The organism is Lysobacter alkalisoli, assembly GCF_006547045.1.
In the GTDB taxonomy this organism is placed as follows: Bacteria; Pseudomonadota; Gammaproteobacteria; order Xanthomonadales; family Xanthomonadaceae; genus Marilutibacter; species Marilutibacter alkalisoli.
The window spans coordinates 1586391-1599705 of record NZ_CP041242.1; the positions used below are offsets into that span (position 1 = coordinate 1586391).

7 protein-coding genes and 2 pseudogenes are annotated in these 13315 nt (G+C 67.5%); 7 read left to right on the forward strand and 2 right to left on the reverse strand.

The annotated features are described in order from the left end of the window. Positions 1-52: 52 nt before the first annotated feature. Together FKV23_RS06935 and FKV23_RS06940 are read left to right on the forward strand one after the other, a co-directional pair. The gene (locus tag FKV23_RS06935; protein WP_141625091.1) at positions 53-736 is read left to right on the forward strand and encodes a M15 family metallopeptidase; all 684 of its coding nucleotides are present in this window, start codon (positions 53-55) and stop codon (positions 734-736) included. Between the two features lie 24 nt (positions 737-760). Further along, positions 761-1849 (forward strand): serine hydrolase domain-containing protein, encoded by a 1089-nt coding sequence (locus FKV23_RS06940; RefSeq protein ID WP_141623200.1) that lies wholly within the window; start codon positions 761-763, stop codon positions 1847-1849. Between the two features lie 15 nt (positions 1850-1864). Here FKV23_RS06940 and dinB read toward each other — a convergent pair whose 3' ends face one another. After that, positions 1865-2935, reverse strand: coding sequence for a DNA polymerase IV (gene dinB, locus FKV23_RS06945; protein WP_244244160.1), 1071 nt, complete (start codon positions 2933-2935; stop codon positions 1865-1867). Between the two features lie 266 nt (positions 2936-3201). Between dinB and FKV23_RS06950 the strand changes: the two genes are divergently transcribed. After that, positions 3202-5307, forward strand: a complete 2106-nt coding sequence (locus FKV23_RS06950) for a TonB-dependent receptor family protein (RefSeq protein WP_167285062.1) — start codon at positions 3202-3204, stop codon at positions 5305-5307. Between the two features lie 156 nt (positions 5308-5463). Here FKV23_RS06950 and FKV23_RS06955 read toward each other — a convergent pair whose 3' ends face one another. Continuing rightward, complete coding sequence (locus FKV23_RS06955; protein ID WP_141623203.1) at positions 5464-6870, reverse strand: GntP family permease; 1407 nt, start codon at positions 6868-6870, stop codon at positions 5464-5466. 313 nt (positions 6871-7183) lie between these two features. Between FKV23_RS06955 and FKV23_RS06960 the strand changes: the two genes are divergently transcribed. From FKV23_RS06960 to FKV23_RS17785, 4 genes and pseudogenes are all read left to right on the forward strand, one after another. Next, positions 7184-9406: a TonB-dependent receptor gene (locus FKV23_RS06960; protein ID WP_141623204.1), complete on the forward strand. Its 2223-nt coding sequence runs from the start codon at positions 7184-7186 to the stop codon at positions 9404-9406. 1298 nt (positions 9407-10704) lie between these two features. Next, a pseudogene (locus tag FKV23_RS17490) lies at positions 10705-12450 on the forward strand (PAS-domain containing protein); the annotation flags it as partial. Positions 12451-12650: 200 nt separating this feature from the next. Next, positions 12651-12983 (forward strand): response regulator, encoded by a 333-nt coding sequence (locus tag FKV23_RS17495; protein ID WP_244244122.1) that lies wholly within the window; start codon positions 12651-12653, stop codon positions 12981-12983. A gap of 226 nt (positions 12984-13209) precedes the next feature. Beyond that, positions 13210-13308, forward strand: a pseudogene (locus FKV23_RS17785) (ESPR domain-containing protein); the annotation flags it as partial. Between the last annotated feature and the right edge of the window lie 7 nt (positions 13309-13315).

A 13315-nucleotide genomic window follows, 5' to 3' on the forward strand; every position in this document is an offset into this window, starting at 1 on the left:
CCGGCGGGGATTCCCTGCGACAGTCGCGGTGACCCTGCTGTTCGCCGCGGTAATGGCCACGACCGCGGCGTGTCGTTCCCCTGGCGTGAAGCCGTCGCCGGTGTTCTCCGATGCCGCCACGCCTGCACAGGCCGGCCTGGTCGACATCCGCGAGCGGGTTCCCGATGTCGACCTCGATATCCACTATGCCGGCCCCGACAACTTCACCGGCACCCCGGTGGAGGGCTATCGGGCACCACGCTGCTACCTGCTCGGACCGGTCGCCGATGCATTGCACGATGTCGAACGGAATTTGAGGATGCAGGGCCTGCGCCTGCGCATCTTCGACTGCTACCGGCCTGTGCGGGCCGTGCGCCACTTCATGCGCTGGGTCGCGGACGATGGCGACACGTCCACCAAGCCCGCGTACTACCCGAATCTCGACAAGGCGGCGTTGCGTGGCGAATACATCGCGCCGCTGTCCGGGCACAGCCGCGGGGCGACGGTCGACCTGACCCTGCTCGACTGCGATGGCGATGACTGCCGGCCGCTCGACATGGGCACGCCGTTCGATTTCTTCGATCCGTTGGCAAACACGGATTCGCCCGACATCACACCGGCGCAGCGCGACAACCGCCAGCGGCTGCGCGAAGCGATGGAACGCCACGGTTTCCGCAACTATCCAATGGAGTGGTGGCATTACACCTTCCAGCCGGAGCCTTCACCGGACATCTACCACGACGTGCCGGTGGAGTAGTCGAAACACAGGAGGAGCCTGACGATGCGTGCAGCCTGGTATGCCCTTGCAATCGTGCTGTGGCTGGGGGCGTGTGCAAGGAACGGCCAGGATCCCGCCGCCGATGCCGCACCCGATCCCGGGATGGCGGAACAGGTTGACGCGCTGATGGCGCGCTACCAGGGCGACGTGCCCGGGGCCGCGCTGCTGGTCATGCGCGGCGGCGAGCCGGTCATCCGTCGCGGTTATGGCCTGGCCGAACTGGAGACCGGCCGCGCCGTCACCCCGTCGACGAACTTCCGCCTGGCGTCGATCACCAAGCAGTTCACCTCGGCGGCGGTGCTGTTGCTGGCCGAGGACGGCCGCATCGGGCTGGACGATCCGGTGAAGCAATGGCTGCCGGGCCTGCCTGCCGCGGCCGACGAGGTGACCATCCGCCACCTGCTGACCCACACCTCGGGCCTGGTCGATTACGAGGACGTGATGCCGGCCGGTCTCGATTCGCAGCTTCGCGATGTCGACGTGCTTGCGCTGCTGGAGGGGCAGGACCACACCTACTTCGCGCCCGGCACGGACTACCGCTACAGCAACAGCGGCTACGCGCTGCTGGCGTTGATCGTGGAACGGGCGTCCGGGATGAGCTTCCAGCAGTTCCTGCATGAACGCATCTTCGACCCGCTGGGCATGGACGGCACCCTGGCCTACGTGGAGGAAGGGCCGGACGTACCGCACCGTGCCTATGGCTACAGCGAGGAGGATGGCGGCTGGACTCGCACCGACCAGAGCCTGACCAGTGCGGTGCTCGGCGATGGCGGCATCTACTCGTCGATCGACGACCTCGCACGCTGGGACGCGGCGCTGCATGACGACCGCCTGTTGAGCGATGCCTCGCGCGAACTGGCCTTTGCCGCGGCAACGCCAACCGATGATCCCGGCATCGCCTACGGCTTCGGCTGGCGGATCACCGGCGACAGCCTGTGGCATTCAGGCGAGAGTATTGGCTTTCGCAACGTGCTGATCCGCTACCCGCAGCGGCGGCTGACCGTGATCCTGCTCAGCAACCGCAACGATCCGGAACCGCATGAAACCGCGCTGCGGATCGCCGAGCTGTCCGGTGCTGATGGCGGCGGCTGATGGGGGTGCGTGCCCTCACGAAAGCTGCATCGCGTCGAGGCCGAACAGGTCGCTCTGCGCCGCCGCATCGACCTCGGTGAACCCCGACAGGCCGACGCCGACCAGCCGGTAGAGGACGCTGTCCGGCAGATCGACCCGTCCGCGCAGTTCGCAGGCCACGTCCGCCAATGCCTGCGCGTTGTCCGGCAGCACCGGCAGGGTCAGGCTGCGGGTCAGGGTACGGAAGTCGGCGGTCTTGAGTTTCAGTACCACGGTGCGGGCGACACGGTGCGGGTCGCGCGTGCGCTCGCGGCAGTAACCGGCCCAGGTCTTTTCGGAAAGGCGGCGGATGTGCGGTTCCAGCGCATCCAGCGGCAGGTCTTCGGGAAAGGTGTCCTCGGACGAGACTTGCATGGTCGGGCGCTCGGGTTGCACCGGGTTGTGGTCGATGCCGAGCGAGAGTTCGTGCAGACGTGTCCCCCAGCGGCCGAACATCGCCTCCAGCCGCTCCGGGCCGAGGCCTCGCAGGTCGCCGACGGTGGCGATGCCAAGCGCGTCGAGTTTCTTTTCGGTCACCTTGCCGACCCCGGGCAGGCGGCCGACCGGCAGCGGCACCAGGAACGCCTCCACATCGCGCGGGCGCAGTACGAACTGGCCGTCAGGCTTGCGCCAGTCCGAGGCGATCTTGGCCAGGAACTTGTTCGGCGCCACGCCGGCCGAGGCGGTCAGCCCGGTTTCCTCGCGGATCGCGGTGCGGATCGCTTCCGCGGTCGCGGTGGCCGACGGCATGCCGGTGCGGGTCTCGGTGACGTCGAGATAGGCCTCGTCCAGCGACAGCGGTTCGATCAGGTCGGTGTGGCGGGCGAATATCTCCCGCACCTGCCGCGACACCGCCTTGTAGCGGGTGAAGTCCGGCGGCACGAACACCGCCTGCGGGCACAGCCGCTCCGCGCGCAGCGCCGGCATCGCCGAGCGCACGCCGAACTTTCGTGCCTCGTAGCTGGCCGCGCAGACCACCGAACGCGCGCCACGCCAGGCCACCACCACCGGCTGACCGCGCAGCGACGGGTCGTCGCGCTGTTCCACCGAGGCGTAGAACGCGTCCATGTCGACATGCACGATCTTGCGGAGCGGAGTGGACAAGGCGGGGCAGTACAGATGGAGTTAGTTAAAATACTAATTCATGTGTACGCCGGACGACTACCCCGTGCGACCCGAGCCATCGACAACCGATATGGGCGTCACAGCGGGCTTGTCTGTACAGGGAAGTGGACTGAATGGCTGTGGCAATCGGGGCCGGAATGCGCTCATATCGAGTCACCCAAATTCAGGATGGCACTTTGGACAGGTTTTCGCCGACCCACCTCACGTTGATGCTCGCTTCCGTTTCCGGACTTCCGTTGTCGTTGCAGGCACAGTCCGTCGATGACGCGGCCACTCTCGATACGGTCCGGGTGCTCGGCGAGACTCGACCCTTGTCGGCGTTTCCGGGCGCGGTGACCGTGGTCGAAGGTGAAGCGCTGCATCGCGGCCAGCAGCAGGTCAGCCTGGCCGAGCCGCTGGCGCGGGTGCCGGGTATCGCCGTACTCGACCGCCACAATTACGCGCAGGACTTGCAGATCCAGAGTCGCGGTTTCGGTGCGCGCTCCACTTTCGGCGTGCGCGGACTGCGGTTGCTGGTCGACGGTATCCCGGCGACCGCCGCGGACGGGCAGGGGCAGGCGGCCACCTTCCCGCTCGGCAGCCTCGACCGCATCGAGATCCTGCGCGGACCGCTGGCGTTGCAGTACGGCAACGCGGCCGGGGGCGTGATCGTCGGCCATACCGACCTCTCGCTCGATCCGAGGACGGGTGTCGAAGCATGGATGGACGACAACGATAGCTGGCGACTTGCGGCGCGGGCCGGTGGCGGCGACCAGACCCTGCGCTGGCGCGTCGGCGGCAGCCGGTTCGATAGCGATGGCTACCGTCCGCATAGCGCGGCCGAGCGCATGCAGGGGGAGGTCGTTGCCGAATGGATGCCGCGCACGGACCAGCGCCTGCGCCTGGTCGCCAACAGCCTGGTCCAGCCCTGGACTGAGGATCCGCTCGGCCTGACCCGCGAGGACTGGGAGCTCGATCCACACGCTACCGCTCCCGCCGCGTTGCTGTTCAATACCCGCAAGAAGATCGACAACCACCAGTTCGGCCTGCGTTGGGAGCGCGATACCACCGCTGGCGGCAGTTGGGTGGGCGGCCATGCGATCGATCGCGACATCGTCCAGTTCCTCGCAATCCCCGAGGGCGCGCAGCAGGCTCCGGGCAGTGGCGGTGGCGTCATCGACGTGGCGCGCCGCTCGTACGGCTTCGATGCGGGGCATCGCTGGCGCTGGCAGGCGACGTCGTTGGCGGTCGGTGTCGAGGTTTCGCGCCTGGACGAGGCGCGCGAGGGCTACGAGAACTTCGTGGTTGCGCCCGATGGCGAGGTCGTGCGCGGTGTGCGTGGCCGTCCGCGCCGCGACGAGGACAACAGGATCGAGACGCGCGAGGTGTACGCGATCGCGGACCGTCGCTTCGCCGGCGACTGGACCGTGCTGGGCGGTGCGCGGCTGGCGTGGATGGATTTCGTATCGGTCGACCACTACGTGGCGCCCGGCAATGGCGACGACAGCGGGCGCCTGGACTATCGCGAGCATGCGTTATCGCTGGGCGCATCGCGCGCGTTCGCCGGCGGGGGATCGGATGACGAGACCTTCAATGGCGAGGTCTTTGCCAGCTTCGGTCGTGGATTCGAGACTCCCACGGTCACTGAACTCGCCTATCGGCCCGATGGCAGCGCCGGGTTCAACACCGCGCTGGTGCCGGCCCGCTACCACTCGGGCGAGCTGGGCCTGCGCTGGCGCGTTGCCGGGCACGAGGCCACCGCCACCGCATACCGCGTGGAAGGCGAGGACGAGATCGTGCCTGCGCAGAGTCAGGGCGGGCGTGCCAGCTTCGCCAACGCCGGGCGTACCCGTCGCAACGGGGTCGAACTGAGCCTGGCCGGGGACTTCGGCGGCCACTGGTCGTATGCCCTGGTCGGCAACTGGGTGGATGCGCGCTTCATCCGCGACTTCAGCTACGCGATCGTTCGTGGAACCGACGCCGAGACGCGTACCGTGCCCGCCGGCAACCGGGTCCCGGGCATTGCACGCGCGTCGGGTTTCGGCGAACTGGCCTGGCGGCGCGCGGACGACCGCCTCGGCGCGGCGATGGAAGCCCATGTCGCCGCCGCGGTGCCGGTCGACGACCTCAACAGCGACAGTGCACCCGGCCAGGCGAGGCTGGCGCTGCGTTTCGACTGGCAGGCCAGCGGCGGATGGCACGGCTTCGCCCGCATCGACAATCTGTTCGATCGCGACTACATCGGTTCGGTGATCGTCAACGAGGGCAACGGCCGCTTCTTCGAGCCCGGACCGGGACGCACGTTCACGCTTGGGCTTGGCTGGCAGATGCATTGATCCTGCTGTAGCCCGGAGAGCATGAAGTAGCCCGGGTAAGGCGCAGCCGCACCCGGGGCTCCCGTTGCGGAAAACCCCGGGTGCGGCTGCGCCTTACCCGGGCTACGGATACCGGATCCGAAGCGGCCCTTGTCCGGCGGCGGCAGATCCGGGGGGCTACACCAGCCCGGTCGCGTAATACAGCCCGATGACCAGGAACACCGCAACGGTCATGATGATCGTGGTCACCGCGAAGATGTCCTTGTAGCTCTGGCGGTGGCTCAGGCCGGTGACCGCGAGCAGGGTGATCACCGCGCCGTTGTGCGGCAAGGTGTCCATGCCGCCCGAGGCCATCGAGGCGACGCGGTGCAGCACTTCCATCGGGATGCCCGCGGCGTTGGCATTGGCGACGAAGGTATCGGCCATCGCCGCCAGGGCGATGCTCATGCCGCCGGATGCCGAACCGGTGATGCCGGCCAGCGAGGTCACCGTGATCGCCTCGTTGACCAGCGGGTCGGGCACCGACGACAGCGCATTGGCGACGACCAGGAAGCCGGGCAGGGCGGCGATGACCGCGCCGAACCCGTACTCGGAAGCGGTATTCATGCCGGCCAGCAGGGCGCCGCCGACGGCGGCCTTGCTGCCCTCGGCAAACCGGGCGGCGACCGGCTTCCATGCGAACGCCAGCACGCACAGGATGCCGACCAGCAGCGCACCTTCCACGGCCCAGATCGCGGCGATCCTCGAGGTTTCCTGCACCACCGGCGCGGCCTGGCCGATCACCGCCGGCACGAAACTGTGGCTGTCGCCGTAGAACTTCGGGATCCACAGGGTGAACAGCTTGTTGCTGACGCCGACCAGCACCAGCGGCAGCAGCGCGACCAGTGGGTAGGGCAGCTTGCCGCCGCTGAACGGCGCCGGCTCGTTGAGCAGGGTGGCGGGGTCGCCGTAGCCCTCACCGGCCCTTGCGGCGACGCGGCGGCGCCACTCCAGGTAAAGCATGCCGACGGCCAGCACGAACACGCCGCCAAGCGTACCGAGCAGCGGTGCGGCCCAGGCGTCGGTACCGAAGAACGCGGTAGGGATGATGTTCTGGATCTGCGGCGAGCCCGGCAACGCGCACATGGTGAAGGTGAACGCACCCAGGGCGATCGTGCCCGGGATCAGCCGTTTGGGAATGTCGCTCTGGCGGAACAACTCGGCGGCGAATGGATACACCGCGAACACCGCCACGAACAGCGACACCCCGCCATAGGTCAGCAGCGCGCAGACCATGACGATGGACAGCATCGCCCGCTTCGCGCCGACGACCCGAATCGTCGCCTTCACTATCGACCTGGAGAAGCCGGACAGTTCGATCACCTTGCCGAAGATCGCGCCGAGCAGGAACACCGGGAAGTACAACTTGATGAAGCCCACCATCTTGTCCATGAACAGTCCGGTGAACATCGGCGCGACCAGCGACGGGTCGGTCAGCAGCACCGCGCCCATCGCCGCCACCGGCGCGAACAGGATCACGCTGTAGCCGCGGTAGGCGACGAACATCAGGAAGCACAGTGCAGCCAGCACGATCAGGAATGACATTGCGGTCCTCGGTAGAAAGGAGGGCGGCGGTTGCCGCTGTGACCAGAATCGTCGTTCCCGCGCAGGCGGGAATCCATGGACGTTGATCACATGGAAGGCGAAGTCCATGGATCCCCGCCTTCGCGGGGATGACAGGATCCCGGTTTCGCTGCAGTCTCGGCCCGTTGGGTGTCTATCGGCATTGTCCGAAGGTACAGATGCCCCCGCCCGGTCCCCCACCTAGGCTTGCTGGCATGGCGGGGAGGGCCCGTCGAACACATCCCGCTTCCGGCATGGCCGGCGGGCGACCACACGATGGGGAGGAGCGGAACACATGACCAAGCACACACACCTGAGCATTGCCATCGCCTGCGCGTTGCTTGCGCCCGGCGCATGGGCACAGGACGGTGCCGCGGCGCAGGGCGGACAACCGCCTGCCACGCAGGCCTCGACCACGCTCGACGCGGTCACGGTCACTGCCCGCAAGCGCGAGGAAACCCTGCAGGAAGTGCCGGTCGCGGTGACCGCTTTCACCGCCGACGCGCTGGACAAGCTGGCCGTCGAGGATCTGTCCGACCTCGGTGCGCAGGTGCCGAACCTCACCGTCTACGCCGCACGCGGTTCCAGCAGCACGGTCACCGCCTACATCCGCGGCATCGGCCAGTCCGACCCGCTGTGGGGCGTGGATCCGGGCGTGGGCATCTACCTGGACGACGTCTACATTGCCCGTCCGCAAGGCGCCTTGCTCGACGTGTTCGATGTCGAGCGCGTCGAGGTGCTGCGCGGTCCGCAGGGCACCCTGTACGGCAAGAACACCATCGGCGGTGCGATCAAGTACATCTCGCGCGGCCTGCCGACCGGGCTTGACGGGTTCGCATCGGTCACCGCCGGCAACCACGGCAAGCTCGACGTCAAGGCGGCCGTCGGCGGTTCCATCGCGTCCAATGACGTGTTGCGCGGCCGTATCTCGGTCGCCAGCCTCAACAGCGACGGCTACGGCAGGAACCAGGTCACCGGCCAGAAAGTCAGCGACAAGGAAGTTCTGGCACTGCGCGCACAGCTCGGCGCCTATGTCGATGAAGACCTCAACTTCCAGTTCGCCTACGACTGGATGGATGACCGCTCCGGCGTGCGCGGCGCGAAGATGCTCGCGCCCAACCCGTTCAATGCAGCACTGTTCCCGCAGTACGGCGAGTTTCCGCCGCTCGATAGCCGCTACGACGTCCGCAATGGCATGCCCAACGTCAACGACACCGAGATGAAGGGCGTCTCGGCCACCATGAACTGGCGCATCAACGACGACTGGTCATTCAAGTACGTGATCGCCAAGCGCGAGTCCGATACCGAGACCAACATCGATTTCGACCTGACCACCGCCCCCATCGTCGACGTCAAGGCCTTCTACAGCGACGAGCAGGTCAGCAACGAGGCCCAGCTCAACTACGACGCCGGCGGCCGCGCACGCGGCGTGATGGGCGTGTACCTGTTCGACGGCGAGGCCGGCGGCCAGGTGCTCAACAACTTCATCGGCGCCCTGTTCGGCGACACCCAGGGCAAGGTCCTTACCGAGAGCATCGCCCTCTACGCCGATTGGACCTTCGACCTGACTGATCGCCTGAGCCTCGACGTCGGCGCGCGCTACACCGACGAGGACAAGCGTGCGATCGTGCTCAATCGTTCCTACAGCGACGGGACGTACACTACGCCGATCGCGACCGTTTCCGACTTCGACAAGACGGTCAGTTTCAAGAACACCTCGCCGAAGGTCGCGCTCGATTTCCAGGTCACCCCGGACATCATGGTCTACGGTTCGGCGTCGCGGGGCTTCAAGTCGGGTGGCTTCAATATCCGCGCCAATGCCACGGCGGTGCCGCGTTCGGCCGAACCGTTCGATGACGAGGTCGTCGACAGCTACGAGATCGGCAGCAAGATGGCCTTCCTCGACCAGACCCTGTTCCTGAACCTGGCCGCGTTCCACAATCGCTACAAGGACATCCAGTTGTCGGTCTTCACTGCCTACGACTCGGATGGCGATGGCGTCGACGATGCCTTCTTCGGCGATTTCACCAATGCCGGCAAAGGCACGGCCAACGGTGTCGAAGTCGAGTACCAGTGGCTGCCGAACCCGCACTGGGCGATCACCGGCAACCTTGCCTGGCTGGATACCAAGTACGACGAGTTCATCACCAGTGGCGTCGATGTCGCCGACAGCCAGAAGTTCACCAACGCGCCCGAGTTCTCCGGTGCGGTAAACGTCGAGTACCAGATGCCGTTGGCCAACGGCGGCGATTTCTCCGCACGTGTCGGCTACAGCTACCAGAGCGAGGTCTACCCGACCACCGACCTGTCGGAGGAGATCAGGCAGCCCGGCTACGGCCTGCTCGATGCCGGCGTCAACTGGCGCATGAACGACAACTGGAGCTTCGCCCTGCAGGGCAAGAACCTGCTCGACGAGGAATACCGCACCACCGGCTACAACATCGGCGTGCTCGGGGTGCTGACCGGTTTCTATGGCCCGCCGCGCGAGTACTGGCTGACTGCCCGGTACGACTTCTGATTTGCAGGAGCAGCACATTTCGTAGCCCGGGCAAGGCGAAGCCGCACCCGGGACATGATGCTGATATCCCCGGGTGCGGCTTCGCCTTACCCGGGCTACATGCTGGTTGAATACCCGTTACAACTTCTGAGGCCACGCTCCCTCCCTCAGCAGGAGTAAAGCCCCAACACTGCTGCGCTATCCTGCGCCGATGCCGCGTCCAACCTTCCCATGCTGAGCCTGACCGCCGTCGCGCTGGCCAGCCTGGTCTGGCTTGCGTTGATGTTCGGCGCCGCGTTGTACGCCGAGCGCCGGCCCACCGCCTGGGCCCGTCACTGGCACCACGTCTACGCGCTGTCGCTGGCGGTGCATTGCACTTCGTGGACGTTCTACGGCACGGTGACCCAGGCCGCGCGCTATGGTTGGCCGCTGCCGCCGACCTTCCTCGGCGCGATCCTGTTCTACGCGCTGGCGGTGGGGTTCCTGGTGCGGCTGGTGCGGCTGGCTCGCGAGACCAACGCGACTTCGCTGGCCGACCTGATCGCCACCCGGCTGGGCAAGGATGCGTGGCTGGCCGCCACCGTGACCCTGGTTGCCGCACTCGGGCTGGTGCCGTACATCGCCCTGCAACTCAAGGCGGTGGCGATGAGCTTCCAGATGCTGACCGCGCGCGCAATGGTCGTGCCTGCAGCCGACGCCGGTGCGCTGCCTGCCTGGCAGGACAGCGCGCTGTACGTGGCGCTGGCGATGGCGCTGTTCGCGATGCTGTTCGGCACCCGCCGGGCCAGTGCGGCCGAGCACAACCGCGGACTGGTGCTGGCGATGGCGTTCGAGTCGCTGTTCAAGCTGGTGGCGATGCTGGCGATCGGCGTGTTCGTCTGGTTCGGGTTGAAGGAGCTGCCCGCGGTGACGACCATGCCAGTCGAAGCCCTGCCGCCCGCCGGTGGCGGTTTCGTGCCGCTGGTGCTGCTGGGGGCGCTGGCGATGTTCATCCTGCCGCACCAGTTCCACATCGGCGTGGTCGAGTGCCGCAACGAGCGCGACGTGTCCACCGCACGCTGGTTGTTTCCGCTGTACCTGGTGCTGATCGCGCTGCCGGTGCTGCCGCTGGCAAAAGCCGGCGGCGCGTTGCTGGGGGGCGCGGTGCCGTCGGACCTGTACGTGCTGGCGCTGCCCTTGTCGCAAGGCCATGACGGCTTGGCGCTGCTGGCGTTTCTCGGCGGCCTCAGCGCGGCCACCGGCATGGTCGTGGTCAGCACGCTGACCCTGAGCCTGATGATCGGCAACCACTGGTTCGCGCCAGGTCTGCTGCGCGGAGCATGGTCGCGCAACGACGGCAGCGATCTGCGTGGCCGGGTGTTGGGGCTGCGCCGGGCCGGCATCGTGGTGATCATGCTGCTGGCCTGGGGTTACAGCCGGCTGGTGGCCGGCAACGACGCACTGGCCGATGTCGGTGCGGTGTCGTTCTCGGCGTTGGCGACATTGAGTCCGGCACTGGCGTTCGCGGTCTGGCGTCCGCAAACGCCGCCGCGCGCGGCGACAGCCGGCGTACTGGCGGGCTTCGCGGTCTGGGCCTGGGTACTGCTGGTGCCGATGTTCCTTTCCGCACGCGGGCTGGCGCCGGACTGGTTGGCGGTGGGGCCGTTTGGCTGGCAGTGGCTGGCGCCGGATGGCCTGTTCGGATTGACCGGCTGGAGCCGGCTCGGTCGCGCGGTCGGAGCGAGCCTGTTTGCAGGGGCTCTGGTGACGGTGCTCGCCGCGCTGCTGCGCCGCGAGGCGCCGCGCTCGGTGCGGCGCGGACTGGATGCCCGCGCACTGCGCGAGGCGAGCCTGCGCTTTCTGTCCCGCGAGCGCGTTGCGCAACTGTTGCACGACGTACCGGCCGAGCGCGTGGTACCGGCGCGGGTCGAGGATGCCGTCGAGCGCGAGCTGGCGGCGGTGCTCGGATCGGCCTCGGCGCGGGTCCTGCTCGACGCCGCGCGCCGCGATGCCGGAAGCGGCTTCGACACCGTCGCCCAGATCGTCGGCGAAGCCTCGGCCGACCTGCGCTTCAACCAGCGCTTGCTGGAGGCGGCGCTGCAGAACATGAGCCAGGGCATCAGCGTGGTCGATGCCGACCTGCGCCTGGTGGCGTGGAACCGCCGCTACGCTGAGCTGTTCGGCTTTCCCGAAGAGCTGCTCCAGGTCGGCCGGCCATCGCCGACCTGGCCCGATGGGCGATGAAGCAGGTGCCGCCAGACGGTGACATCGAGCGTGCGCTTGGACGCCGGCTGGCCTACATGCGTGCCGGCACCGAGCACCTCAGTGAACGTGTGCTGCCCGACGGCAGCATCGTCGAGATCCGCGGCAATCCGATGCCGGGTGGCGGTTTCGTAGCCACCTTCACCGATGTCACCGAGTTCCGTCGCGCCGAGGCCGGCCTGATCCAGGCCAAGGAAACGCTCGAACAGCGCGTGGCCGAACGCACCACCGACCTGGAAGCCGCCAAGCGCGAGGCCGAGCGAGCCAACGAGGCCAAGAGCCGCTTCCTTGCCGCGATCGGCCACGACCTGATGCAGCCGCTGCACGCCGCACAGCTGTTCACCGACGCGCTGGAGCCACAGGTCGCGCCAGGCCAGCGCGAGACCGTGCGCCAGATCAGCGGCGCACTCGATTCCACCGGCGACCTGCTCACCGGGCTGCTCGACATGTCGAGGCTGGAAGCCGGCGGACTGGTGCCGCAGCCGCGCGACTTTCCGTTGGCCGAAGTGCTGGAGCCGCTGGCCTCGGAGTTCGGTGCGATCGCCGCCGCACGCGACCTGCGTTTCCGGTTCGTGGCCTGCAACGCCTGGGTGCACAGCGACCCGCAGCTGCTGCGGCGGGTACTGCAGAACTTCCTCGCCAACGCAGTACGTTACACCGCGACCGGCAGCGTGCTGCTGGGCGTGCGCCGCGACCTCAATGGCCTGCGCGTCGAAGTGCACGACACCGGTCCCGGGATCGAGGCCGCGCAGCAGCAGGTGATCTTCGACGAGTTCCGCCGTGGCGACGACGCGCCGGGGCAGGGACTGGGTCTCGGGTTGTCGATCGCCGACCGTATCGCCCAGCTGCTGCACGTGCCGATCAGTCTGCGCAGCGTGCCGGGTGTGGCACGGCGTTCGGCGTGCGGGTGCCGCGTGTCGCCGGTCCTGTCGCGGTTGCCGACGCACCTTCAAGCGGGACAGGGCAAGGCCTGCCGGTGCTGGTGGTCGACAACGACCCGCAGGCGCTGGCGGCGCTCGCAGGCGTGCTCGATGGCTGGGGCTATGGGGTGGCCACCGCGCGCGACGGCAAAGAAGCGGCCATGGTCCTTGAGGCGGCGCCTGTGTCGCTGTGGCTGTTCGACTACCACCTCGACGACGGCGATACCGGCGTCGCGCTTGCCGGGAGACTGGCCGATCGCCATGGTGCGCGGCCGACCCTGATCCTCAGCGCCGACCGCGGTGGGACTGTTCGCCGCGCCGTGCATGAAGCCGGCCTGTCGCTGATCGCCAAGCCACTCAAGCCATTGGCGCTGAAGTCGGTGCTGGACCGCCTGCTGGCGGCGGTAGGAACAGGGGCTCCCCCTAGGGCCTTCTAGCGAGACGTGGCGCGAGTACCGGAGCTCTGTCCCGGGCTGTACGCGAAGTCCGGGTGGAAATCATCCATGGCGCCGTGTTGAGCGCTGACGGCCATACAAGCGTGGCGATGCCAGCCGGCAACTATCACATCGCATGCACATTGACGGTCCGACGATCGCATCGGGGCAGTACCGACTTGGTTGCGGTCCGTACGGCAGCCACGTCCACATCAAACAGGGGACTGGTATGAACCATGTATTCCGCGTCATCTGGTCCCAGGCGCAACGCGCCTGGGTCGTCGTTTCCGAGCTGGCCTCGCATCGGGGAAGGGCGGGGGTGTCGACAAGCGGAG